At 45.0% G+C, this 25441-nt stretch carries 27 protein-coding genes; 18 read left to right on the top strand and 9 right to left on the bottom strand.

Annotated features, from left to right (window positions below):
• Nucleotides 1–26 precede the first annotated feature (26 nt).
• Complete coding sequence (locus AC5WJX_RS10920) at nucleotides 27–887, top strand: serine hydrolase (RefSeq protein ID WP_494484532.1); 861 nt, start codon at nucleotides 27–29, stop codon at nucleotides 885–887.
• Between the two features lie 3 nt (nucleotides 888–890).
• On the opposite strand, the gene AC5WJX_RS10915 is transcribed toward AC5WJX_RS10920, so the two are convergent.
• Genes AC5WJX_RS10915 through AC5WJX_RS10895 form a run of 5 tightly spaced genes read right to left on the bottom strand, consistent with a single transcriptional unit; the run spans nucleotide 891 to nucleotide 4311 of the window.
• Nucleotides 891–2702, bottom strand: coding sequence for a mechanosensitive ion channel family protein (locus AC5WJX_RS10915; protein ID WP_494484531.1), 1812 nt, complete (start codon nucleotides 2700–2702; stop codon nucleotides 891–893).
• A gap of 16 nt (nucleotides 2703–2718) precedes the next feature.
• Nucleotides 2719–3252: a DUF1003 domain-containing protein gene (locus tag AC5WJX_RS10910; protein ID WP_494484530.1), complete on the bottom strand. Its 534-nt coding sequence runs from the start codon at nucleotides 3250–3252 to the stop codon at nucleotides 2719–2721.
• Between the two features lie 47 nt (nucleotides 3253–3299).
• Nucleotides 3300–3512 (bottom strand): hypothetical protein, encoded by a 213-nt coding sequence (locus AC5WJX_RS10905; protein WP_494484529.1) that lies wholly within the window; start codon nucleotides 3510–3512, stop codon nucleotides 3300–3302.
• Nucleotides 3505–3885 carry a hypothetical protein gene (locus AC5WJX_RS10900; protein WP_494484528.1) on the bottom strand — a complete coding sequence of 127 codons (381 nt, stop codon included), beginning with the start codon at nucleotides 3883–3885 and terminating at the stop codon, nucleotides 3505–3507. The genes AC5WJX_RS10905 and AC5WJX_RS10900 overlap by 8 nt, the downstream gene beginning before the upstream one ends.
• Nucleotides 3886–3909: 24 nt before the next feature.
• A complete protein-coding gene (locus tag AC5WJX_RS10895; RefSeq protein ID WP_494484527.1) occupies nucleotides 3910–4311 on the bottom strand; it encodes a hypothetical protein in 402 nt (133 codons plus the stop codon).
• A gap of 128 nt (nucleotides 4312–4439) precedes the next feature.
• Between AC5WJX_RS10895 and AC5WJX_RS10890 the strand changes: the two genes are divergently transcribed.
• From AC5WJX_RS10890 to AC5WJX_RS10855, 8 genes are all read left to right on the top strand, one after another.
• Complete coding sequence (locus AC5WJX_RS10890) at nucleotides 4440–4817, top strand: SpoIIAA family protein (protein WP_494484526.1); 378 nt, start codon at nucleotides 4440–4442, stop codon at nucleotides 4815–4817.
• A 105-nt stretch (nucleotides 4818–4922) separates the two neighbouring features.
• The gene (locus AC5WJX_RS10885) at nucleotides 4923–6557 is read left to right on the top strand and encodes a catalase (protein WP_440429093.1); all 1635 of its coding nucleotides are present in this window, start codon (nucleotides 4923–4925) and stop codon (nucleotides 6555–6557) included.
• Nucleotides 6558–6565: 8 nt separating this feature from the next.
• A complete protein-coding gene (locus AC5WJX_RS10880; RefSeq protein ID WP_494484525.1) occupies nucleotides 6566–7051 on the top strand; it encodes an ankyrin repeat domain-containing protein in 486 nt (161 codons plus the stop codon).
• A 23-nt stretch (nucleotides 7052–7074) separates the two neighbouring features.
• The gene (locus tag AC5WJX_RS10875) at nucleotides 7075–7995 is read left to right on the top strand and encodes a zinc metalloprotease (RefSeq protein WP_494484524.1); all 921 of its coding nucleotides are present in this window, start codon (nucleotides 7075–7077) and stop codon (nucleotides 7993–7995) included.
• Nucleotides 7996–7999: 4 nt separating this feature from the next.
• Nucleotides 8000–8311, top strand: a complete 312-nt coding sequence (locus AC5WJX_RS10870; RefSeq protein WP_440429099.1) for a lipocalin-like domain-containing protein — start codon at nucleotides 8000–8002, stop codon at nucleotides 8309–8311.
• 18 nt (nucleotides 8312–8329) lie between these two features.
• Nucleotides 8330–10261, top strand: a complete 1932-nt coding sequence (locus tag AC5WJX_RS10865) for an endonuclease (RefSeq protein ID WP_494484523.1) — start codon at nucleotides 8330–8332, stop codon at nucleotides 10259–10261.
• Nucleotides 10262–10291: 30 nt separating this feature from the next.
• On the top strand, nucleotides 10292–11491 hold the full coding sequence (locus AC5WJX_RS10860) for a zinc metalloprotease (RefSeq protein ID WP_494484522.1): 1200 nt from the start codon (nucleotides 10292–10294) through the stop codon (nucleotides 11489–11491).
• A complete protein-coding gene (locus AC5WJX_RS10855) occupies nucleotides 11488–12411 on the top strand; it encodes a hypothetical protein (RefSeq protein ID WP_494484521.1) in 924 nt (307 codons plus the stop codon). Before AC5WJX_RS10860 ends, AC5WJX_RS10855 begins: the two co-directional genes overlap by 4 nt.
• Nucleotides 12412–12442: 31 nt before the next feature.
• Here the strand turns inward: AC5WJX_RS10855 and AC5WJX_RS10850 are convergent, their stop codons facing one another.
• Entirely contained in the window at nucleotides 12443–12850 is a 408-nt protein-coding gene (locus tag AC5WJX_RS10850; protein ID WP_494484520.1) for a Dabb family protein, read from the bottom strand.
• A 78-nt stretch (nucleotides 12851–12928) separates the two neighbouring features.
• Nucleotides 12929–13534, bottom strand: coding sequence for a PAS domain-containing protein (locus tag AC5WJX_RS10845; RefSeq protein WP_494484519.1), 606 nt, complete (start codon nucleotides 13532–13534; stop codon nucleotides 12929–12931).
• A gap of 249 nt (nucleotides 13535–13783) precedes the next feature.
• Between AC5WJX_RS10845 and AC5WJX_RS10840 the strand changes: the two genes are divergently transcribed.
• Entirely contained in the window at nucleotides 13784–14839 is a 1056-nt protein-coding gene (locus AC5WJX_RS10840) for a helix-turn-helix transcriptional regulator (protein ID WP_494484518.1), read from the top strand.
• Here the strand turns inward: AC5WJX_RS10840 and AC5WJX_RS10835 are convergent.
• Nucleotides 14836–16746 (bottom strand): AAA domain-containing protein, encoded by a 1911-nt coding sequence (locus AC5WJX_RS10835; protein ID WP_494484517.1) that lies wholly within the window; start codon nucleotides 16744–16746, stop codon nucleotides 14836–14838. The two genes, AC5WJX_RS10840 and AC5WJX_RS10835, sit on opposite strands and share 4 nt — an antisense overlap.
• Nucleotides 16747–16913: 167 nt before the next feature.
• On the opposite strand from AC5WJX_RS10835, the gene AC5WJX_RS10830 reads away from it, so the two are divergent.
• The 6 genes from AC5WJX_RS10830 to AC5WJX_RS10805 all read left to right on the top strand — a co-directional run bounded on the left by AC5WJX_RS10830 (nucleotide 16914) and on the right by AC5WJX_RS10805 (nucleotide 21959).
• Nucleotides 16914–18020, top strand: coding sequence for an AI-2E family transporter (locus AC5WJX_RS10830; protein WP_494484516.1), 1107 nt, complete (start codon nucleotides 16914–16916; stop codon nucleotides 18018–18020).
• Between the two features lie 58 nt (nucleotides 18021–18078).
• Nucleotides 18079–18279 carry a hypothetical protein gene (locus AC5WJX_RS10825; RefSeq protein ID WP_494484515.1) on the top strand — a complete coding sequence of 67 codons (201 nt, stop codon included), beginning with the start codon at nucleotides 18079–18081 and terminating at the stop codon, nucleotides 18277–18279.
• A 367-nt stretch (nucleotides 18280–18646) separates the two neighbouring features.
• Nucleotides 18647–19009: a helix-turn-helix domain-containing protein gene (locus AC5WJX_RS10820; protein WP_494484514.1), complete on the top strand. Its 363-nt coding sequence runs from the start codon at nucleotides 18647–18649 to the stop codon at nucleotides 19007–19009.
• A gap of 106 nt (nucleotides 19010–19115) precedes the next feature.
• Nucleotides 19116–20993, top strand: coding sequence for a PAS domain S-box protein (locus AC5WJX_RS10815; RefSeq protein ID WP_494484513.1), 1878 nt, complete (start codon nucleotides 19116–19118; stop codon nucleotides 20991–20993).
• Nucleotides 20994–21145: 152 nt separating this feature from the next.
• Complete coding sequence (locus AC5WJX_RS10810) at nucleotides 21146–21679, top strand: DUF4142 domain-containing protein (RefSeq protein ID WP_494484512.1); 534 nt, start codon at nucleotides 21146–21148, stop codon at nucleotides 21677–21679.
• A gap of 28 nt (nucleotides 21680–21707) precedes the next feature.
• Complete coding sequence (locus AC5WJX_RS10805; RefSeq protein WP_494484511.1) at nucleotides 21708–21959, top strand: hypothetical protein; 252 nt, start codon at nucleotides 21708–21710, stop codon at nucleotides 21957–21959.
• Between the two features lie 13 nt (nucleotides 21960–21972).
• Here AC5WJX_RS10805 and AC5WJX_RS10800 read toward each other — a convergent pair whose 3' ends face one another.
• A complete protein-coding gene (locus AC5WJX_RS10800; protein WP_440429127.1) occupies nucleotides 21973–23820 on the bottom strand; it encodes a glycoside hydrolase family 2 protein in 1848 nt (615 codons plus the stop codon).
• Between the two features lie 120 nt (nucleotides 23821–23940).
• Between AC5WJX_RS10800 and AC5WJX_RS10795 the strand changes: the two genes are divergently transcribed.
• Together AC5WJX_RS10795 and AC5WJX_RS10790 are read left to right on the top strand one after the other, a co-directional pair.
• Entirely contained in the window at nucleotides 23941–24984 is a 1044-nt protein-coding gene (locus tag AC5WJX_RS10795; RefSeq protein ID WP_494484510.1) for an NAD(P)-dependent alcohol dehydrogenase, read from the top strand.
• 192 nt (nucleotides 24985–25176) lie between these two features.
• Nucleotides 25177–25441, top strand: a 265-nt coding sequence (locus AC5WJX_RS10790) for a transposase (protein WP_494484509.1), incomplete at its 3' end; no start/stop codon positions are given.

The raw sequence follows: 25441 nt of genomic DNA, 5'->3' as shown, positions 1-25441 counted from the left end.
TAGCTCCGCTCTTGATTGTATTTACCATGAGTATCTGCAAAGGACAAGTTCAGGACACCTCCGCACTGGTACAATTACGTGAACAGGTGTTTAATGAAATTAAACCTTATCCATACGGGCAATTTGGAATCGCTTTCAAGGATCTGCAATCGGGGGCGACTTTCTTTTTCAAGGAGAACAGTGTCTTTCATGCGGCCAGTACGATGAAAACCCCTGTTATGGCAGAGGTGTTCGCACAGGCTGAGGCTGGTAAATTCAGGCTTGAAGACGAGGTGCTTGTGTACAATGAGTTTACGAGTATCGCTGATGGAACCAAGTACAGCGTGAATGTAGCTGACGATAGCGAGCAGGAACTGTATCAGCAGGTTGGATCCGGTATACTGATTTCGGAACTTATATATCGTATGATTACCAAGAGCAGTAATCTGGCAACGAATATACTCATCGATAAGGTAGGTGCAAGCGCAGTCAATCAGACCATGCGTAATATGGGTGCTAAGCACATTTCCATTTTACGCGGGGTTGAAGATCAGAAAGCTTTTGACAAGGGCATGAATAATATGGTTACGGCAAAGGACCTGATGCTTTTGTTTGAACAGATTGCGTTGGAAAAACTGGTAAGTCAGCAGGCCAGCAAGCAGATGGTATCCATACTCATGCAGCAACACCTGAAAGGGGCTATTCCAGCGAAGCTCCCATCAGGTGTTCGTGTTGCTAATAAAACAGGATCCATCACGCGTGTGCTGAATGATTCGGGCATCGTTTTCCTGCCGGACGGCAGGAAATACGTGCTTATCTTATTATCAAGCGGACTCGAACCGGAGCCAGCGATGAAGATACTATCAAATATTTCCTTATATTTCTATGAACATATGGTGCCCAGGTAGTGCTTACTTGGGCTCCATACTTGTTCCCTCAGCGGGATACTTAATGGTGTCCTTGAGTTCCATTATTTTCTCAGGGCTGAAGTTTGGAATCTGCAGATCTCCTGCTTCACGCCATGCTCGAACCCTGGCTTCTGCATCTTTGGTTTTCTCTTCGGACACACCAGTGTCTTTTGCGAAATAAATGGTTTGTGAAGGAAATGCAAAGCCAGTTCCTGAAGCCTCTACAACTTCCATAAAGCGCAGGTATAGATCCTCCTGTACTTCAAGAAACTCATCATTGCTAATCGTCTTTATATACGACCAGACCTCTAACTTTAATGAATCTGGCGCAAAACCTGTGAAGCGGATCCTAGGGCCGGAATCTATTTTAGGATGAGCAAACAGGATCGCACGGAGTTCCACAAGTAAGTATCGTAGTTGCTCTGGGGTAGTTTCATACCTCAAACCGAGCGTAGGATTAAACAGGAATTTATCCCGTGGTGCGAAGTTTTCGATCTTAAGGGACGACAGTTCTCCGTTGGGAATGCTGACAACCGTGCGCCCAAGTGTACGTATTTTAGTGGTACGCATTCCGATTTGCTCCACCGTACCTAAGACCCCTCCTGCAAGGCAGAAGTCGCCAACACGTACAGGATGATCGGCGATCAATGTGACGCTGCCAACGAAGTTCTCCACGGTCTTCTGTGTACCCAGGGCGATAGCGATACCACCAATACCCAGTGCGGTAAGCCAGGTCGTGACATCCCAGCCGAAGGTATCCAGGATAATGATACTTCCGAATATCACTAGAGCAACCTTAGCTGCTCTTCGCAGGAAGAGGAGTGCGGATACTCCGGATTGATTGCCATGATGAAGCATTCGTTTCTCCACCAGTCTGGTGATGAAATCAAGTAATTGCCACAGCAACAACAGGAATGCAACCACACCGACGATTAAAGTAAGATCGGTTAGTCGTTGTCGCACGATGATGGATATGCCAGCGGCGCGACTTGCCACAACAAATAACCATACCGCCAGGTAGAGCCTTATTGGGAGGACAAAAGATTGGATAATACCAGCGGTAGCTTCTGTTCTCGCCCTATGCCATACCAGGGGAATGATGTACACCAAGAACCTGATGATTAAACCAGCAAGGATGTATGATAGTACAACAATTAATACCATGGCTAGCCAATGTGCCACTGGTACACCGCCCCATTCTGTTTCCTCTAGAAAACCTGGAGACACCTGCTCTACCATGGTCGGATTTTGTACTACGGCTGTATCTATCGGCACGCGTTGAATGGTTTGGGATGAAAACAGCCAGATGGGGCCGCCTGTAGTGTCTGTAATACTTTCCAATATCAGATCAAAGCTTTCTCCATTAATGGTCGCTGCACCAATGCGGTCCTGATTCGGACCAAGATTATCATCCTGCTGGCCAGTTCCATTGTCGCTGATCCAGGAATAAGGATATATGTTGCCCTTTTCCAGCAGCACCTGGAGCGCTTTTGCAACCTTAACACTGTCTGGACTGTCTTTTAGTTTGGTGTCCAGGTTCAGGTAGTTTGCGGCAATCTTATATTGCTCTCTTGCAGCAGCTTTAATGAAGCCTTCTACCGTTCCTCTGGGATTTCGCCTGCCTAGAGAGTCTGGGGGATAAACAACTGCAGCTTCCTTCGCCGCAGTGTCTGGCTGAAGCAGTTCTGTCTGCGCCTGCGACTCCAGCTGCAGCATCAGCAACATCCAAATAAACAACCCTGTATGCCGCAGAAAAATTGAAAATGATGTTTTAAGTTTTAAACAGCTTGCAGTTTGATTCTTAGTTTCAGTCATTTTTTCTTTTTATATATTATTGTTCGGTTTTCCTTCGATCCATGGTTTCCATTACATTTTCAGGTCGAATATCTTGTGCGAGTTCCTCCAGCTCTGGATGGTACGCGTCTTCAATGTCCATCTTTTTAGCAATTGCCCTTACCATAGTAATTAGATGTGTTACTTCGTGTTCAGAAAGTAAGCCAACCTGCAGGTCCAAATCAGCACGTTTGTCGGCCTGTATGGATGCACGATTTTGACTGATCAGCACAAAGGTGGAAAGGAAGATTGCTTCAACAGAAGCGAACATCGCAAGCACCACGAACGATTCATCAAAAGCGGGTAGGCCTAGCCAACCCAAATTCCAGACGATCCAAATTCCAAAGAGACACAGATGGATGTACACAAAGGCCATGCTGCCTGCAAAGCGCGTTATCATGTCAGCTATCTTATCCTGCGCAGACTTATGCTGTTCCTCCTGCTTTCGTTGCTCTAGCAATGAGGCGATATTTCGCTCCACAATTTCCGCCATGTGAGGCTGCGTGCCACTCTGTTTGTTGTTGTTTTCCATATGCTACCTTTCCTTATTAATGCCCGCAACTGCCAAAATGTTTGAGTTTACAGTATCCGTTCTTTCTTTCCAGAGGCAATGCTCCGGTAAATGGCATCAATGTATCCGGCGATGCCGCTGTAGCCGTAAGCAGGGCTCAGGCCGAACTTGCCGTTCTTTGCTTTTACATCCAAAAAGCTAATGTTTGAACTATAACTTGACTTACCCTTCGCGATCAGCCCCCCTGGAAACTCAAGTTCCCAATCAATAGTGTCATCCACCTCTTTGAACAATACCGGATCGGTTTTGGTTTCTTTGGCAGTAACAAAGACGGGTTCCATGCCGGTCGTATACCGCGCCGCCTGTATTCTGCTCGGGAATGTTGTACCGCTTTGACCAATTGTCGGCTTTTGCAGGCGTTCCTGTAACAATCCCTGCCAGGTAGCAGTTGTTGGTTTGCTGCAGTGCCGGGGCAAGTTGTCCTGTGCTATAACCGCCTAGCCCTACCAGTGCTATGCCCAGTTTCTTTCCTTCCTTTTCGGGAAAACAAGATCCTATTGCATTCAAGGCTGGCGCGAGTGTGAGTGCGCCAACGCCATAGCCTACGCTCTTGATAAATGTCCTGCGACTTGCCTTGTTTCTTTTCGTATTCATGTGTCGGGAATTATGTTTAACAACTTAGTTTTTCTGCGTACCAGATAACCTCCTTTGTTGCTCAGCAGCCTGGATGCTGAGCAATTTTGAACTATAACTAAAAATAAAATGTGCAACAAACAGTACCAGATTAGATAGGCCTGCTGATTTAAACAGGTATCTCCAGGTAAACACTGCCAGAATGCCGCTTAATGCACCAAACACAGTGATCCCGAACCAAACATGCTTAGCGGGGTAGCGTTTTAGCATCGCAGTGAATACCAGGTACCAGGTGATTCCCAGCACATAATGCCCCAGCCAGCCAGCTGGTTTTGACAGGCGAGGGGCTAAGAATGGCAAATAGGAATTTATGATTTTAGCAAGCAGTACCGGCTCACTGTAGTTCTTGTTGTTTAGTCTACCGATCAGGTAGCTAAATGCAGTCATAATACTGGTGCTTGCGACACCCGGTATAACAAATTTTAATAAAGATCTAGAAGAAACAGACTTCATGGCGGTGCACATTTTTTTAAAACACCTGGTTTCGCTAAATGTTGTCTTGAAAAAGGATAAGAATGGTAGAACTATTAGATGGGTTTCCGGCACATGTTGCAGCTTATAGGGCAGAAGGGAAAGTGAATGATCAGGAGTATCAGGAGGTCGTTATGCGTAGGGTGGACGAGGTTGCTGCCAAGTTCGGGAAAGTGAATTTTCTCGTACTGCTTGAAACGGATTTTCAGAATTATAGCATCCCAGCTTTTTTGGATTATCTCAAGATAAGCTTCAAACATTTTAGCAGCTGGGAACGAATGGCAATTGTAACAGACCAGAAGATTGTTGAAAAGGCATATGATATGTTCAGCCCCTTTGTGCATGGCGAAATACGGGGCTTTGAGATCAAGGATTTCGAGGATGCAAAAACATGGGTTTCCGGGCCTCTGAATCATGCCTAATAGATGATTTGGAAAACCGGTAAACTATTTTTGGAAACATCGCCTAAAGTTCAATAACTTCAAACCAACTAGTGCTCAATTTGTTAAACTTTAAAACCTTTTGTTATGATTGAACCGACTAACAACAGCCACAACACTTCACCAAACAACAAAACTCCAGAGCAGAGTGATGCAGGTGGAGGAACCAATATCCTCACGACACGTCAGGGACACCCGATTTACGACAATCAAAATACTCGTACGGTTGGGAATCGTGGTCCGGCTACGCTGGAAAACTATCAGTTTCTGGAAAAAATGTCGCACTTCGACCGTGAGCGGGTACCGGAACGTGTAGTACATGCGAGAGGTGCAGGTGCACACGGTATCTTCGAAGCATATGGAACCCTGGGAGATGAACATATTTCAAAATATACCCGTGCTAAATTCCTTCAGGAAAAAGGAAAGATCACGCCCTTGTTCGTGCGCTTTTCCTCTGTAATACACGGTGGACATTCACCCGAGACATTGCGTGACCCCCGGGGTTTCGCGGTAAAAATGTACACAGAAGATGGAAACTGGGATCTTGTCGGTAACAACCTCAAGATCTTCTTTATTCGTGACGCCATAAAGTTCCCGGATTTTATTCATGCTTTTAAGCCAGATCCGGTAACGAATATTCAGAGCCCGGTACGGCAGTTTGATTTCATCAGTAACTCACCCGAAACCTTACATATGGTGACTTTCCTATTTTCTCCATGGGGAATTCCGGCTACTTACCGCCACATGCAGGGCTCAGGTGTCAATACCTACAAGTGGGTTAATAGCGACGGGGTGGGCGTGCTTGTTAAATACCATTGGGAGCCTCTGCAGGGCATCAAGAATCTGACCTCTGCACAGGCATCTGAAATCCAGGGCAAGAACTTCAACCACGCCACTCAGGACCTATATGAAGCAATTGAACGAGGAGAGTATCCGGAATGGGAACTTAACGTTCAGATCATGGAAGATGGTGAACATCCTGAACTGGATTTCGATCCTCTTGATGATACGAAGCTATGGCCACGCGAACAGTTCCCATGGTACCCGGTTGGTAAGATGACGCTGAATAGAAATCCAGTTAACTATTTCGCTGAGGTGGAACAGTCAGCATTCGGTACAGGCGTACTGGTGGATGGATTGGATTTCTCAGACGATAAGATGTTGCAGGGAAGAACATTCTCCTACTCCGATACGCAGCGTTACCGCGTAGGAACAAACTACCTGCAATTGCCTATTAACTCGCCGCGTAAACATGTAGCAACTAACCAGCGTGATGGTCAGATGGCTTTCTACCAGGATATCGCAAAGGGTACTAACCCGCATGTAAATTATGAGCCATCAAGCATGAACGGTCTGAAAGAGGCCGTACGTCCCGGCAAAGATCATACACCATATTACCAGGCGGCTTTGGTTAGGCAACGTATCGACCGGGAGAACAATTTCAAGCAGGCTGGTGAAACTTACCGGAACTTCGAAGAATGGGAAAGAGAAGAACTGATCTCGAACCTGGTTGGGGGCATCTCGGCATGTGAACAGCACATTCAGGACAAGATGGTAGAGTTGTTCACGCAATGTGACGAAGATTATGGCCGACGTGTTGCAGAAGGCTTGAAAATGAAGGCAGAAATGATGTCCAAGGAAAAAGCGAGTTTCGTTGAGGAAAATGCTTCTGAAGGCATTGACCAGGCTAACACGGATTCTACGGAAGCAAGACCTTACTAAACGGATTCATGGAAAACTTGAATAATGAACTATTTGGCGCAGTAAGAACAGGTGATCTCGCCACACTTAAAGAACTAATATCAAATGGTGCTGATGTAAATGCAGTGGATGCGCGGGGTTTTACCCCGCTCATCGTTGCTTCCTACAACGAACAACTGGAGGCCACGCAGCTCCTGCTGGATGCTGGCGCAGATGTAAATGCCTATGATGCCGGCGGCAATACCGCCCTTATGGGCGTTTGTTTTAAAGGCTATCTGCAGATTGCCAAATTATTGCTGTCCTACGGTGCCGATGTCAACCTTCAGCATGGGAATGGCGGAACCGCTTTAATGTTTGCGACTCTGTTTGGCAGAAACGATCTCGTGCGCCTGGTAATGGAATACGGCGCGGATCTGTCCATTAAGGATAATCGTGGACTAAGCGCGCTGGACTTGGCTGTCCAGCAGGGGAATCCTGATGCGGTGCTGATCATGGAGGAATACATGAATATCTAACATTTAAGAAGCAGGGCACGCACATGGCTGAGCATATTAAATTGCGGCATTGTGGAACCATGGAGGTCTACAATAAGCAGGTTGAAACCTTCCCGGAATACCGGAGAGCACAGGCTGAAATTGAAAACGAGGTCGCCACGCTGTTGGAAAGCAAGCGGTTTTTCAGACTTAGTACGCCCGTCGTTATTGATGTCGTTGTTCATGTCTTGTACCATACGGAAGAGGAAAATATTTCCGATGCGCAGATCTTGAGTCAAATTGAAGTGCTCAATAGAGATTTTCGCTCCCGTAATGAAGACGTAAGCCGCGTTCCGGAGGTATGGCAGCCACTCGTGGCCGATACCAATATTGAGTTTAGGTTGGCGGAACAAGACTCAGCGGGTTTGGAGACTACCGGAATTACGCGGACCAATACAACTGTGCAGGTCTTTGGAACAGACAACGCCATGAAGGCAACAGCCAGCGGGGGTATAGATCCTTGGCCAACAAATCGTTTCCTGAATATCTGGGTTTGTAATCTGGGCGAATCACTGCTTGGTTATGCACAGTTTCCAGGTGGACCGGCAGAAACGGATGGTGTTGTTGTCGATTACCGCGCTTTTGGAACAACCGGTACGGCCAGAGCGCCTTTCAATTTTGGCCGAACAACCACCCACGAAATTGGGCATTACCTGAATTTATCTCACATCTTCGGCGATGGTAGAGGGAACAGCTGTTCAGATACCGACTATGTGAACGACACACCCAACCAACTCGGCCCGAATTATCAAAAACCCACTTTTCCTTCGATTTCCTGTAACAATGGGCCAAACGGGGATATGTTTATGAACTATATGGATTATGTGGATGATGATTCCATGTTCATGTTTACAGAAGGGCAAGCCGCAAGAATGAATGCAACGATATCTGGCCCGAGAGCGGGTTTAATCCAAAGAACATCCTGAGAACATGGCTGTGGTTAGTAAGGATGTGATCAGCAAACATTGGGTACATTCTTTTGAAGAAGATAACCATGAGGAATTTGTGTATCGCCCGCATGGCTTTGACTTTCCACGGTCCAGAGGCAGGCGGGCACTTGATCTTCAGCCCAGTGGTAAGATTCTGGATTTAAGCCCCGGCAGAAATGATCTACCAGGCCAGGTTGAAGGAGACTGGGACATTGAAGATGAAGCCCTGGTAATCCATTATACCGATGGAACAGGAGAACGTTTAAATATTAAAGAGGTAACACCGGGAAAACTTGTCATCAGGAAATCCTGATATGGAGGAAGCGCTAACATGAAAACATTCGAGAAGTTCCTGGCGCAAGTAAAAAGGGCTGAGCAGCGGCTTTTATCTCCCCTCGAAGGCGAGCTTAATCAGGCGCCTGCTGCAGTAATAAATTCCGAGCATAACTTTTCCAGTACCCCAGGTACGTTCGGCCAGCCAAATGCTGGTGTCGTGTTCAGGAAGTCTATATCAGACCGGGGAAGTGCCGCACCAGGCATCGGCAAGTTTGTAAATCCGAAGCAGATAAACGATTATTTACAGCAGCATAACCTGAACATTACCGAACTCATCAACGATCGGCTTTTGCGAGAAAGGGTGATCAGCGGTGATGATACTTTAGATGTCAATTATCTGGAAAAAGGTGTAAAAGCTGGTCGGGCAGTATGCCGGATCAACATTTATTCGGCTGAAGGAGAGGAAGGTTTCGGAACTGGATTCCTGATTGCACCACAGCTATTGATTACCAATCATCACGTGATTCCCGATGCGCAATATGCAAGCGCATCTTATGCCGAATTCAACTATGAAAAAGGCATCCATGATCTGCCACTTTCGTTGAAAGTGTTCAGCTTTGAACCTTCAAAACTTTTCTACACCAACGAAGAACTGGACTATACCATCGTGTGGGTGGCCGAAGCGTCGACAGATGGGTTTGGGAAGCTTCAGGAGTTTGGATATCTCCATCTGAACCCCGGTTTAGGAAAAACTAAAGAAGGCAACTTTGTATCTATCATCCAACATCCTGATGGCAAAATGAAGAAAGTCGCCCTGCGGCAGAATGAAGTCACCGATTTGTCCCTGCCCAAGTTCATTCGCTATGTAACGGATACGAAGAGTGGGTCTTCAGGTGCACCAGTTTTTAACGATAAGTGGGAGGTTGTTGCTTTGCATCATGCAGGTGTACCCCGCTATAATGCAGAAGGTAAAATCCTTAACCGTTCAGGAGCTGTATGGGATAAATCGCAGGGTGAAATTCAGGTTGATTGGCTTGAAAATGAAGGCGTCCGTATCAGCAGTATAGTTTATGATATTACGACGGTTGCTGCGGTACGTTTTCCGCTGCTCTGGAACTACTTTCAACCCATACGCAATGTAGAGGATATCAGAAAGTCCATGGGTATCAGCATCGATACAATAGATACAGGCAACTACTATCCCGAGCAAGAGGATAATGTACAGCGTCAGACGTATTATGCAGGTCTCGAGAATATCGCTGCTGCGACGTTCCAGGAGCTACATGATCTGCTGGCGGATACCCATACCAAACACCACAATTATAATCCTTCGAAGTACGTTTACCCACGTGTTGACCTTCACCCGGACGGACAGATCAGAAGTATTTACTCGAACAAAGCCTTCAGTGTACAGGAACTCATTCTTGCGGATCAGAAGGTTGATATTGATCGGCAACTCAGATTTATAGAAATCTCTAAAACGGAGAAGCTGGTCGGCTCGAACGACTTTGACGCAGCGGTAGAAGCGCTGGAGGCTGCATTGCCATACAATTGTGAGCACGTCGTTTGTCAGTCCTGGTTTAACAAACAAGAACCGATGCGCGGCGATCTTCACCATCTTTTCGCCTGTGAATCCCGTTGTAACAGCTTTCGAAACAACTTTCCATATAGAGACCTGCCTAACTACCCACAAACCGAATCTGAAAAGATACGATCCGACTGCGGAAATGTAGAAAGTGGCTTTTTTGAGCCCGAGCACAATAGGGGCATTGTTGCGCGTGCGGTATTGTATTTTCTTGTTCGATATCCGGGCGCAATAGCAGTCTATGATCACGAATCCATTCAGGTACTTAAAGACTGGTCCAAGGAACAGCCGGTCAGTTTATATGAAAAGCATAGAAATAGAGAAATATTTTTGATGCAGGGAAACCGGAATCCTTTCATTGACTATCCGGAACTCGTGTTTACCCTGGAATTTAGGGCTTAGAATTAGTGTATTCATTTCAATGTTGAAGCTATGGAAAACCGCACAATCCAAATCATGGAAGGATTCCCGAAGGAAATCATCCGGAAAATCATGCTCCGGGAAGAGCGACGTAGAAAAGCGCTCCCAGCCAACCTAAATGGGCAACCGCTACAACTTGTGTTGGAAGACCTGTTGTTGTGGGACCAGCGCAGGCTTATCGTGAGTTTCAAAAATGGCGATGCTGAGTTACACCGCAAAATCGCAGAAACCGCTGCTGAGTGGAGCAAGTATGGGAACATAGAATTCGATTTTGGATTTAATCCTGTTGCGGCAACTTACAGGCTATGGCAACCCGGAGATACTTCATCCATAAGAGTAGGCTTCGAGCATCCTGGTTATTGGTCGTTTGTCGGTACAGACAGTCAGGATCCGGAAATATGCCAGCCTGGTGACATCACCTTGAACCTACAAGGATTTGATCTGAGCTTGCCTGAAAACTGGCGCACAACAGTCCTTCATGAGTTCGGACATGCCTTGGGCTTCCATCATGAACATCAGTCGCCAGCGGCAAACTGCGACTTCGACTGGGCGCGTTTGTACGCGTATCTTTCCGGTCCCCCGAACTTTTGGTCGAAAGAGCAGATCGATTACAACCTCAAACAAATGCCGGCAGGCGGGCTAACTTATTCGCCGCATGATAAACAGTCCATCATGCACTATTCTTTTCCAGACTGGATGTTTTTAAGCGGTGCTGCTTCATCTTGCTACGTGCAGGAACCCACGAGCTTATCAGAGCAGGATAAAATCATGGCAGCCAAAGCATATCCATTTGATGAATCCGCAGCTGAGGAGCAGAATTTGCAGCGGAAGGAGAACATCACACACCTCTTACAAGCCGGGCATGCTTTTAGCGAGGGGGAATACCAATACCTTAACGCACGGGTAAACAGCCTTAGCACAGCGGCTGCCATGCGGCATACCTATATCCGGAGCACCCAGCTTAGCCTTGATCTTCAAGTGAAAAAGGCCATTCTGGTTGCCGCAGGCCAATCTTGGGAGGAACCCAAGAATCTCGGCGATCATCTTGCAATTGGCAACCTCTTGCCGACCGATTACGCTTACCAATTTTTGGCGGATCTGCTGGATGAGCTTGTGAAAACCCATAATGCAGGGGCATCAGTGCGCATTGCCGATGTCTCAGGGGTGGACACCGTTATGGATTGTGTAGACATGGTAGAGGGGAAGTTATGAAAGGCGCGAAGTTTACACTCATTGCTGGTGCATTGTTGTTGACAAATTCCCTGGCAGCACAGGAGCAACCATCCTCAGTTTCCAGATTTTTAGACCGGCTGGAACTCCGTCAGTCTTTCGGATCGGCAGGTACCAGAAATTCACCTGTCCGTTTCCAAATTACGATACCCAGGCATGCGAAAACATCGTACCTGATTGACGGCGGTGTTGGTATTCCAGTCACCAACTTCAAAATTGGGAACAGCCTTACCATGGAAGGTAAAATAATAGGAGAGTATCATCGTAACACCCTGATTGATGAGGAACAACACAACTGGCAAACCGGACTGTCAGGTACATTGCGCACGAACATCAAAAGGAATAATGCCCTGACAACATACCGTCAGTGGTTTTTTACCCCTACATTGAAGTTCTCTAGAAATCTGAGGGATACTGCCAGTGCTTTACTCTTTAATATGGATGCCATTCCCTTCAGGTCTGGAGATAAGGGACTCAACTTAAATACCTATACCGTAAGGGGAAACCGTAAGCTGATTCAACTGTTCGCGCTCAATCCCGGTGTTGAATTTCAAAATAACTTCTCTGCAAGGCAAGATGACAACAGTGGCACGATCCTCCGGCCTCTGGTCAAATTTCAATATGCACTTGCAGGCAACCGACGGAAAGAATCAGCTGTGGAGATGATCTCACCCGACAAAACATGGGAGGCGTCTTTTGATTATACCGCAAGGTATGCAGTGCTGAATTCAACCGCTGTTGAAGAGGACTTTACGCAGTTAATGAAAGCTGGGCTAGATTATTATTTGCTAACCAGGCCCCTGCGAATTTCATTCGGAGTGTCTTTTAACTATGGGTCTGATCCTGCGTTAGGTTTGAAGAAACAGCACTTTTATCTTGCAACGTTTAGCCTGCAAAAGTAAGTGCCGTTTCAGGTATGTTTAGAATGGTAGTTTACGCCTCAACTGCGTCATATACAATAACTTTATCCCAGAGATGGCTGCAGTTTTTGATAAATTCCAGGTGAATTGGATCTGTCTGATAGCTGGCCTGACCTTCAAGGTCTTCGAAGAACATCAGCTCTGATACGCCCCAGCTGTTGTCTACAACATCACGTTTTTCAGTACTTGCAACTACACCCACACGTAGTTCTTTAACGGTTTTAATCTTAGCTAAAGTCTTAACGCCTGCAACAAGTTTTGCACGATCTTCCATGGAGGAAGGGTTCTTCAACCAGAATAATGCATGGTGAACGACAGGGTATTTCTTTTGTGCCGGTGCTACAGGCATTGCGGAAGCCACGGTACCAGCGGCTAGGGCTACGCCACTTAATAAAAATGTTTTTCGGTTTAAGCTGTTCATTGAATTAGGTTTTTTATTTAGAATCATAAAGCTAAAAAAAATCCCAGGTATCCGGTAGGAGTACCGAAAAATCAGTGACTAGATCTTACTGGATACACTTTTTATAACGGCATCTAACTCTTTTGCGCTGCTGCTGATCATCTCGACGAGTGCTTTTAAGCTTTCATCTGTATCCATGGTCTCTAGAATCGTCGCTAATCCAAGAATATTCGCGATAGGTTTTCGGATGACATGGGACTGTATATGTGCGATTTCCTCCAGGGTCAAGGTCGCGTGACTAAGCGATTTCATCGTCTGCTCAAGATTAAAACGGGTTGCAATAAATTCCGAAATATCATTACCAATACAGAAGACTCCTGCAGGATTGTGGTCAGCATCTAAAACGGCCTTGTATTCCCACTGTGTGGTGATAAAACCGCCTTTTCCATCATGTTTTCGAATCGTTGCCGGAAACATTTTATCCGGCTGTTCAAAACATTGCTGCGAGACACGCATGCAAATCTCGGTATCATCCGGATGCATTGTCTTTGAATAGTGCTGCCCAATAAGGTGTCCATGGATGCCGTCGAATGCTTGCAGGTATTTTTTGTTTAAATAAGCATATTTGCTATTCATATCTACCATGACCAGGTAATAGACACCTGAAGTATCGAGAATTTGTTTTATTGGGTCGAAATGATTCATTTATAACAAAAGTCCAATTTAATATTGAAGATACAAATATGTCTAACAGTTAAACTGCTTTTTAAAAATTAAGGCAGCCACAACTTCTTGAGACTGCCTAAGAGAGACATTATAATATATCTTTTGGTGCTAACGAACTTATTTAAAACAAAATCAGGTTAATCGTTTGTTTAATAACTGATCGAAGATAAAATATATTATTTAGGTTTGAGTCGAAAATATTCTACACCTTGTCATAATATGTCAACTATGAAGCAATTGGAACGTTTAAAGCATATTTATGCTTTGCTGAGTCATGCACCACAAACAATCGATTCGCTGCAATCCGCTCTGAAGTCGTTAGGTGCGGAGGTGAGTAACCGACAATTGTATCGTGATCTGGAAGATGTAGGTAATTATTTTTTGCGTGATCAGGAGCGTTTGGAGCTTAAAAACCAGGAATTTAACAAAAAGTTGTATGTGATAAACCGTCATACTGGTGCCGGCACTATTAACAACTTTGATATTGACACGTACTTTCTAAACAAGTTGGTCATTCCTTTGGGAATCTCAACATGTCGGAAGAGCTCACTTGATAAATTTCGAGATATTTTCGCGAACCATCTCAATAGCAGCAAGGTAGAAAACAATTCTAACTGGGACGGTTCTTCAATGCAAAATACGCATTTTAATGAGGTTATGTTTGATGAAGAATTCCAGGAGAAGTTCAATCAAATACTCTGGAGCGTATCGAATCACCGGGCCGTTGAAGTCATTTCCTGTAAGGGTGATTCAGTTTCCATGTATCGCTCGACCAGCTTTCCATTTGTTTTCCATCCCCTAAAAATTCTTTATCACCGCGGAGGCTTTTTTGTAGCAGGCATTTTAGAATCATCGAAACGCTGCCTGGTGCTTGATTTATACCAGATCACTGCGTTTAAATTAAGTAATCAGAGTTTTCCCTTCAAAAAGGAAAACACAATCTTAGACCGGAACCTGAAAGCGCGTTTTGGAGTGGGTCAAAACATTAATGATGAGGTTTATGACGTTATAATCGAATTCGCTTCGCTAACAGGAGAGTTCGTGAAGTCACACATCTGGCATCATTCTCAAACGTTTGAACTACTTCCCAATGGAAATTTACGCATGCATTTGAAGTGCGGGATCAATCGTGAACTTATTGGATGGACGTACATGTGGATGGGACATGCCAAGATTATACAACCGCAGATACTTAAAGATTATCATATGGAACAGATGAATTCCATACGGGAAGTAAATCAATCAGACCAGCTTATCTACAATGACTTCCGCCAACCCGACTAATCTGTGATGAATGTCCAGGCACTATGATAAGCACCTATTTCTTCAGCATACTTCATTAAATCTAAGTAAAAGGGCGATTTAGACAACGTGCTTCCATCTCCGATGATCACAAGTTTTGCCCTAGCTCTTGTCATGGCTACATTCATGCGCCTAATGTCGGACAAGAAACCGATCTGCTGCGCCGTGTTGCTTCTGGTCAGACTGATATAGATGATATCTCTTTCCTGTCCTTGGAAACTGTCAATGGTGTTTATGGCTATGTTTTGGCGATAGGTCTGAAATGCTTCATCTGCTTCAAACAATTCCGTCAATGTTTTAATCTGTTCCTGGTAAGGTGAAATTATGCCGATAGCAGGGAATTCTGATGAGTTGAAATAATCTCTTATTCCAGTAACATAAGTCTTTAGATGTCTTAACAGGAACAATGCTTCTTCTGCATTGGAGATGCTGTTTTCCTCCTGTTTTTCATCAAAACCGCACCCGGAGGTGTCGATAAAGGTGAAAGGCTCATCCGCGGAAAACAAGGTCCTGCCTGCAACGCTTTCATTTGCCCGCAGCCGCTCTTCATAAAAGGTCCTGGAGCTGAACGTCATGATGTCGGTATGCATTCTGTACTGTTCCTCCAGGAGCGTCACCGCATCCGGAAATAGTTGTACAGCCTTTTCCATGAGCGTGATACTTAAACCCTTGCCGGCAGCTTCCCTGGATTTTATGGTTGGAGGTAGTTGGCAATGGTCGCCTGCAAGAATTAGCTTTCTGGTTTTCAGAATTGCTATCCAGCAAGCTGGCTCCAGTGCCTGGCCAGCTTCATCAATAAACACGGAGCTAAATTTCCGATCTCGGATTGTGTAATGGTTGGCGCCGACCAAAGTTGCCGTGATGACTTCAGCACTGCTGATCACCTGATCAGAAATGTATTGTTCATGCTGCTCAACCTCCTTCATAATCTTATGCGCTTCGTTAAACAGGGCCTTGCGCTGCTCTTGCTCAGCCCGACCGAAATTGCGCTTGTATTTATGCGCCATATTTTTGAACTCCGCAGCCTGTTTCTTCAGGGCCTTAATATCCTTTGTTTGAGTATGTGCAGCCATTTTGCTGTCCATGGTTAGCGATTGCAGGCGCTGGGAAACCCTGGCGGGATTGCCGATGCGTAAAACATTTATCCCTTTCTCCGATAACTTTTCGGTAAGTAAGTCTACTGCGGTATTACTCGGTGCAACAACCAGAATTTGTTGTTGATCTTTCTTCAATAAGGCCTGTATCGCATGTACGATCGTCGTGGTCTTTCCAGTCCCCGGGGGCCCGTGAACGATCGCCAGGTCTTCAGCAGTCAGTATCTTTTGAACAGCCTCCTGTTGTTTGCTGTTAAGCAATGGGATGGGGTAGGTGTATGTAGCTGTGTTAAAAACAGGTCTCCGGATTCCAGTAAGTAAGGTGACCAGCCCTTCGTCATTTGCCTTGGGGCTGTTGATCATGTCGCTTGCAGCTTTTATCGCCCGCTCCATCTCGTTGTAACTATTATTATCAAACAGCAGGTCGAGACCAAGTTTGCCATCTTTGCTCCAGTCTGGCAGTTCATCTACCCGAAAGCTGATCTTACAGCGGTTTCCACTAATATTGGTGATCGTCCCTTCTAGTCGGTCTTGACGATCATGATTTGAAAAAAGGGCAATAGCTGCACCAAACCGGAACTGATGGCTGAGCTCATGATTTGTGGTACGTTCAAACTCCACATTCATGTAATCACCGCGGCTAAGTTCGGTGGCCCTGATCGCTACAGGATACCAGCTCAATCCATTTGCCCTTCTTGTTGCCACCGGAACACGCTCGGTAAGCACCTGATATTGCCTGAAGTCCTCGTCCCGCTCAATTTTAAGTGCTGCTTGTAATGCCTCGAAATATTCCATTAGCGGCAAAGGTACATCTTGCTTCCTAATAGCAGCGTTGAGATTATTCTGAACAAACTAGAACCCACTAGTATTAATCAGCATCCCTCGTAAAACAAAAATTCGCAATTTGTCTTTTAATTAAAGCCGTTGCCGGTCTTTAACGTCCAATCATTTAACCTTCATGTATGCAGAACCCAAGACTTTTCAAAGCCCTCGCAATCGTCGCACTGATCCTGTTGATCGTTGTTGCACTCATTTTCGGTAAGCCCTTTCTGGTGCCACTAACCTTTGCCGCGTTGTTATCGATGTTGTTACTGCCAGTTGCACGTTGGCTTGAAGGGAAAGGGGTAAACAAAGCACTTTCCACGCTTGCAGCGATCACACTCTTGTTGGTATTTGTCGCAATAGTGTTCTTCTTTGTCGGATGGCAGATGTCAGATATTGCCAGTAATACCTCCAAGCTGCAGCAGACCGCCACGGAGAAATATGAACAGCTAAAAGATTTTGTTAGCGAAAAGTTAGGTGTCTCTCCTCAAAAACAGGATCAGTTGATCAAGGAGCAACAAAAGTCCTCCACTGGAAAAGTAAGCGGAATGGCCACAAGTTTAATGTCGGGAATAACTGGCTTTCTCACTGACACACTACTCGTTTTTGTTTATATTTATTTGTTTATGTACCTGCGTACCCGGCTAAAAGGGTTTATTATTCGACTCGTTCCGCTGACTGATCGGGGTAATGCCATGACAATATTGAACGATACGCAGCAGGTTACCGTGAAGTATCTCTCCGGATTGTTTTTGATGATTGTATGTCTCTGGGTGATGTACGGTATTGGTTTTAGCCTGCTTGGCGTAAAGAACGCTATCTTTTTTGCGATTCTTTGTGGCTTGCTGGAGATTGTACCTTTTGTAGGGAACCTTACCGGAACTGCACTCACCATTGCAATGTCGCTGGTGCAGGGTGGGGACATGAACATGGTAATCGGTATTTTGCTGGTTTACGGCTTCGTTCAGTTCGTACAAACGTACCTGTTAGAGCCGCTGATCGTAGGCGCGGAGGTTAGTATCAATCCTTTGTTCACCATTGTAGGTCTGGTGGCGGGTGAAATGATTTGGGGCATTCCCGGGATGATCCTGGCTATACCTCTACTGGGAATCACAAAGATTGTTTTCGAGCATATTGAGCCATTAAAGCCCTTTGCCTATCTGATTGGTAGCGATGAGAAAAAGGATGACAAGGGATTTCTAAACAAAATAAAAGGCTGGTTTGGTGGGGGGGCAATAAGATCATGAATTTCTGCAACTAAATATCCGTTTGACTGTTATAGAAAAGTACCAAAACTTTAATGCTATGTCAAACCAGGAAGAACAACAAAGTACGAACGAAAACAAAGAACAAAACAACCCTGCAAATAATCAATCTCAAGCGGTTGGTAATGAATCCACTTCATCCGGCGGAAGTCATAAGGCCGATCCCGAACATAACACCGGCAATGACCGGATGAGGATTGATGAAGAAGGGGCCGAGATCAAGCCCGACGATGAGGTTTGATTACCGGAATGAAAGCGCATTTAATATGCGCTTTTTTTTATGTTCTTTGCTGAGTGTTTTACCCAACATGTGGAAGATAATCGGCGATATGCCTCCTGAACAGCTGCTTGTACCTGTGGTAGTCTAGGTAATTCCGACCAGCGTACCTGCCATGGGTATCAAATTTGACCTATATCTGGTAGGATTGCGTACATGCAGCTTCCAAAGCAGTTTAAGCCACATTTTTTGAGAGAATTGTTGTCCTGAACTGGGAAATGGCTGAGTACAAATTTCCACAAGTGTGAAATTCATTACACAGTTTTGTACAAAGTGGGTGAATGTAAACGCTACTAATTGATCATAAACAAGCCAACTAACTAAAAAAAAAATGCTGATTCATCACGGACAAATTTTAGAGCGGGTAGTAAGGAGAAACGGTCACTCGATCAGTGACGTCGCGCGGCTCACCAATGTGAACAGGCGCTCGGTTTATAATTGGTTTAACCAACCACATCTCAAACCGGAAATTATCTACCGCATTGGCTGTGCCATAGATCACGATTTTTCAGTCGAATTACCACACCTTTTTACAGCGGAGGACTTTAGCAAGGAGAAAAACCGCACGATAGTGGCACCAACGAAAGAAGAGGTTCAGGATGATCCTGCAAACAAGCATTACTGGAAAGATAAATACATCGATCTGTTGGAGCGGTACAATGAACTCCTGGCTAATAAAGTCTCTCTGACATAATATTCGCCCATGTTGTTGCCCCTGGCTATTTATCTCATTATCATTAGTATTGAGATAAATAGCTTCCTATATTTGTCTTTGTAAGCTTTTGGGCTTATGATTCCCTATGACAAATAACCTGGACGCCATTGCGCTAGCTTTACCTTATATACCTGGTGCGGCTGTATTATTAAGCCGAAATTTAATTTATCTGGGTGTGACAACCCGGTATGCCGAGTTAATGCGGCAGCCCCTGGACTTCTTTCCAGGTAAGTCCTTTTACGACGTTCCAATTTTGGGTAACGTTGACTGTACAAGCATTTTTGATATACTCTTACATAACCGGGAGGAGAAAATACCCGATATTAAGTTTAGAACCAAAGCTGCAGAACTTACCTATGTATGCCAGGGAAAGGCCGTAATGGAAGTCGACGAGCAGGTTAGCGGCTTGGTATTATCTTTAGAAAACGAGCCCCGACAGGATCGTGTTTTTAACTTCGACCTTGCGAAAAACACCCATTTGGAAGATCATCTTTATCAAAATGATGAGCGCTTCAGGCAGGCATTCGAACATTCGCTGATTGGTATGGCGCTGGTAAGCACCTCAGGCAAATGGCTGCGTGCAAATGAAAGCCTTTGTCAAATCCTTGGGTATACAGAACATGAGTTGCAGCAGATGACTATACAGGAGCTTACTCATCCGGAAGATCTGGATAAAAGTATTAGTTTGCTAAGTGGTCTTGGCGATGGTTCCCAGGGCAACATCAAATTAGAAAAGCGGTACATTCATAAGGATGGCTCTGTTGTTTGGGTAATGCTGGCCTCTACGATGCTGAAAGACCGTAAAGGTGGGCCATTGTATTATGTCTCACACATGGAGAACATCACGAACAGAAAAGAAATTGAAGATAACCTTATTCTCAGTGAAGCCAAGTACCGGACAATATTCGAAAATGTGCAGGATGTTTTCTATCAGACGAATATGGATGGCTATGTTACGGAGATTTCGCCATCTATAAAGCTTTATTCAGGTTATGGCCGCGAAGAAGTTATTGGCAGGCCAGTTTCAGATTTCTACTATTATGAGGATGACCGTAACCGGATTGTTGAAATGCTGAAGCTGGAAGGTGCGGTGATCGACTTTGAGGTACGGCTGAAAACACGTGATGATCAGCTGAAATATGCGTCTGTGAATGCCCGGATGATTCAAGACCAAGGCGGCCAGACGATCATAGAGGGCAGCATGCGGGATGTCACGACCCGAAAGTTTCAAGAAAATGCATTGAAGGCGCTGAATGCAGAATTGCAGGAATCAAATGAACAGAAAAGCAAATTACTGTCGATCATAGGACATGATTTACGGAATCCTATATCCGGAAGTTTGCAGCTCCTGGATCTTACTTTGATGGATTATGAATCCAGTTCTGCGACGGAGGTACATACCTATTTGTCTAAAATGAAACAGGAGCTAAGTAACGCCAATGCCTTGCTTGAAGATTTGTTGACTTGGGCAAAAGCTCAATTTAATGCTTTTAACTTCAATCCAGTATATACAGATGACCTCGGTAGCATGGTGCGGAATTGCATAGAAAAAATCTTACCCATGGCGATCAACAAGGGTGTCGGCTTGTTCCTGAACATTGAGCAAGGCCTAGGTATTACCGCAGATGTGGGCATGCTGGAGACAATCGTCCGCAATCTGGTGTCGAATGCCATAAAATTTAGCGTTAAAGGGGACGAAATTATCTTAAGCGCCTTTAAAGTAGATGGGCTGATCCAATTTTCTGTTAAAGATCAGGGTTTAGGCATAGCGGCTGATAAGCTCGAACAATTGTTTAACAAGAATGTTAACTACACAACTTATGGTACTTCGGGCGAAAAAGGCACCGGGCTAGGCCTGAGTATTTGTTATGATTTTGTTGCCAAACATGGAGGAGAACTTTGGGTAGAAAGTACTGTTGGCGAAGGGAGTACGTTTCACTTCAGTGTTCCCCAACCACATTAATCTTGCATTTTGAGCTTCCTAACCTTGCCGTTTAGCGGCTGAGACGCACTGCACATTATGGCTTGAGCAACAGGAATAAAACAAATTTTGTAAAATAATTTCGCTCTTTTGTTGTTTATTCATTTACAAACAACTTATTTAAACCAACCAAAATGAAAAAACTCAACCATCTAAAACTATTTTTCGCATTTCTGCTTCTTGCCTTTGCCCTCCAATCTTGTACGTCTGACAACGATGACGCAAATTATCAAATGGAAAACCAGGCGTTTGTAACGCAGGCATTAGCGAATAATAAGTTTGAGGTAGCTGCTGCAACGTTGGCACAATCAAAGTCGCAAAATTCGCAAATCAAACAGTTTGCAGGAAAAATGATCTCTGAACATACCGCTATGGGTGTAGATCTTACTGACCTTGCAAAATCTATGGAGCTTAGCATCCCTACAAACCTGGAGCAGCAAGACCAGGATAACATCAATGCACTTGGACTGTATACTGGTGCTACTTTTGACAAGGAATTTACTAGAATGATGGTAGCTTCCCATGAGAAAGCTGTACAGCTCTTTACGCAGGCGGCCAGCAACACGGGTGTACCAGGCGCAGATCTAAGACAGTTCGCAGGAATAAAGACGCCCGCCTTACAGCAACATCTTAAAGAAGCGCAAGCGCTGCAAACTGCTGCGCAGTAGCAATTGTTTAATGGTCACCTGTTAACTTATGGACTTAAAGGAACCTGTTCTAAAGATTCTGGCTAAGCAATATGAGCCATCAACCCTTATCGAAACGACGTTTAAGCGTTATGATCTGGCATTTAAGACAGATGATGAAGGGAGACCGATATTGTTATTTATTGGTAAGCGTGACGAACATGGCAACGTCAAGGGCGAACGTTATGCCAGAAGGTTAAAAATTGATCCTGACGGCAAAGTTATCAAGGATCATTGGGAACATAAAGGAAAGGCGACCTAGGTCGCCTTTTTTATTATTCTGGATGGACGTCGCCCAAAAGGCCATCTGGTACTTTCAATTCGCCAGTTTCAAAATCAATCAATCCGTTTTTTTCATCTTCGATATTCGTTGCCTGAGTGTAAATATCTCCTGCGATTGGTCGTTTCCGAAGTTCTTTCTTGAAGGCACGGATCGTCTCTGCACGTTCTTCATTGTCTGCCGGACCTCCATAGTCCGCAAAACCGAAGCCACCCCATTCGCTTACAATTAAGGGGACCTGCCTGCGAAAGAAAAACGGATCACCCACCACAAGTGGAAATGCTGCTATTCCCGTCTGCTCGCCCTTAACCAAGCCATCTAAAACTTCCTTCCAGCGTTCGAGGTCTGGGGTGTATAAATGTGCAGTCAGGATGTCACTCTTCAGTCGGCCCTCAAAGGAAATATGCTGCCAGCCATCATTATCTACAACCAAAAACTGAGGATGCGCAATTTGCATATAATGATACATGTCCATGATGTACGATCGTGTTTCGACACTGGTAGCGATGTCCTGGGCACCCCAATCTTCGTTATACAAGCTCCAGATAATCACTGAAGGGTGCGTACCGATCAAGGACAACATCCGCAACAGCTCAGCTTTGTGGTTAGAACGACTGGTTGCATTAGATCGGTGCGGGCTCGGCACCTCTACCCAGAGCAGTATCCCTAACTTGTCTGCAAGATTATAGATCCTGGGGTCAACCCCGGCGATATGTATGCGCACCAGGTTACAACCCAGCCTTTTCATGGCATGCATGTGTTTTTTAATTTGCTCATAGCTAGCGAGCCCCGGCTGGTAAAGTATGCCGTTTAAGTATATCTTTTTATTATTCAGGTAAATGCCGCTTCCCCGGGATTCGATCTTACGTAGTCCGAAGTGTGCTTCAATCTCCGATACATAACCATTTTCATCTACCAGCTGTGCGATAAGACGATATAGATGCGGCTGTTCCGGCGACCAGACTTTTGCATCCGGAACTTCAAGCACCAACCGCTGGTTTTTCTGTCCAGCTTCAAGGGTCAATGTAAACTCATCTGTGGCAATCGGTGTTCTATCTTGTTGTAACCTGTTATAAACATAGAGTCTGATTTTGTACACCCCCGGATCATGTATTCTTGTGGTCAGATTGAAGCGTACCAGATTATCTTCTACATAACTTACGACACCGACGCGGGATCGAAGGCGGTTCTTTTCTACAGTTTCCAGCCAAATGCTGCGTACCCCGCCGGAGTAGGTCTGGTACCAAATGCCACCACGTTTATAAACTGCCGATTCCTGTTTGCCACGGGTAGTATCAGCATCCATAGTAGCCATGATCCGGATGGTAAGTCTATTCTCTTCTTTTAGGATCGTTTCGTCCAACTCATAGGAGAAGGATGTATATTCTCCGATATGTACAAACTCACCTTCAATAGTTTTTAGTTGTATGCCATTGAGCCAGACCCTGGTTTCATAGCCACAGGCCCCAAAAGTTAGTTGCAATTGATTACAGCCACTGACCCCGGTGTCTACAGGTTTTGGCAGGGGGAAAGTTCTTTCGTACCATACGATCACTTGATCGTGCCAATATTTGTCACTGCCAGGATCCACTTTGGAGATATGGGCTTCAACGCTGCCTGGCCAGTTGGCGGTCTGAGTGTAATTATGGGCGACAAACCAATTCTCACTTAAACCACGGTTGTCTTTATCTAAGGCGAACTTCCATTCGCCGTCCAGCAAAATTGATGAATTTGGGCGGATTACCGCCCGCGGGATGGGGTTTAAATAGGTGTCATCATCAAAATATATAGCCTCCCTGCTCTTTGTAAGGCTATAATTAGGATGTTTAGGTCTCTCAGTCATAAGCTATTCATTAAAGTTTCTGGTAATATTTTATATACAACCGAATGCATTTAACTTTGGTTTTTGAATAAAAAGTAAATCATTCCGATACTCCGGATTGTTACCATTAAAAAAACAAATATGAACGTTAAAGCATACGCGGCAAATAGCCCCAAAGAGCCCCTGGCTCCTTACCAGTTAGACCGTCGGGAACCAGGCAGTGATGATGTAGAAATTGAAATTCTGTATTGCGGAGTATGTCACTCCGACATTCACACGGCCAGGGATGAGTGGGGAGGTACGATGTATCCGGTGGTGCCGGGCCATGAAATTGTAGGAAAAGTTAGCCGGGTTGGCGATGGGGTAACTAAATTTAAAGTTGGTGATACCGTTGGCGTAGGCTGTTTTGTTGATTCTTGTGGATATTGCAGAAACTGTGAACAAGACCAGGAGCAATATTGCGAAAACGGCCATTCCCAAACCTACAACTCTTTGCTTCAAGACAAAAAAACCATCACTTACGGTGGCTATTCAACACACATCGTGGTTACACAAAAGTTCGTGTTGAATGTGTCAGATAAGCTCCCACTCGAAAAAGTAGCTCCTTTATTGTGTGCAGGTATTACGACTTACTCGCCTTTGCGGCACTGGAATGTTAAAGCCGGGGATAAACTTGCCGTAGTGGGTTTAGGTGGTCTGGGGCACATGGCTGTAAAAATAGCCTCTTCTATGGGCGCTGAAGTCACTGTGCTTAGTCGCTCGAAAAGCAAAGAAAAAGATGCCCAGGAGCTCGGAGCGCATCATTTTGAGATCACAACCGACAAGGATAATATGCGGCGACTGGCGAATTCTTTCGACTTTATTATAGATACCGTTTCAGCAGAACACGACTACAATGAATATCTGGCATTATTGAACACCAACGGTGTTATGGTGCTGTTAGGCGTGCCACCGACCCCATCAGATGTTAGTGCTTTTCAATTGATCGGCGGCCGCAGAAGCCTCGTTGGTTCGCTGGTAGGTGGTATTAAAGAAACACAGGAGATGCTTGATTACTGTGCCGAACATAATATTACCTCAGATATCGAGATGATTAATATTGACCAGATCAATGAAGCTTATGAGCGCACCCTTGCCGGAGATGTTCATTATCGCTTTGTAATTGACATGAAATCATTGAAGTAACACGCTCGCTTATTGGGCCTAGAATACACCTGATAAAAAGAAAGAGCCTGTATCATAAATCATGATCAGGCTCTTTTTCGTATATCGAGATTTTTATGAATAATATTTAAGCGTTCTATTTTAATTTCAAGTGCCCTTTACTTGCTTTAAAGGTCTGTTTTTCTTATTTTTAAGTATAAAACATACCAGGAAATGGCAGTAAAAAGACCTACTTTCAGGCCCTATCACCAGAATCAGTTGGTGATGCTTCCCCCGAGTTTGGACGACTTAATTTCTGCGGATCACTCTGTTAGGGTTGTCAATGATGTGATCAATCGGATCAATCTGGAGCCGCTTTTAAAAGCCTATCACATTAGGGGCGGATCTAACTATCATCCTTTATTACTTTTGAAGGTGCTGGTTTATGGTTATGTAACCAACATTTATTCAAGCCGCAAGCTTGCTGAGGCCTGCCGTG

The sequence above is a fragment of the Pedobacter sp. NEAU-ZC8 genome (assembly GCF_059278965.1).
This window is presented reverse-complemented; position numbering and strand designations above follow the sequence as displayed.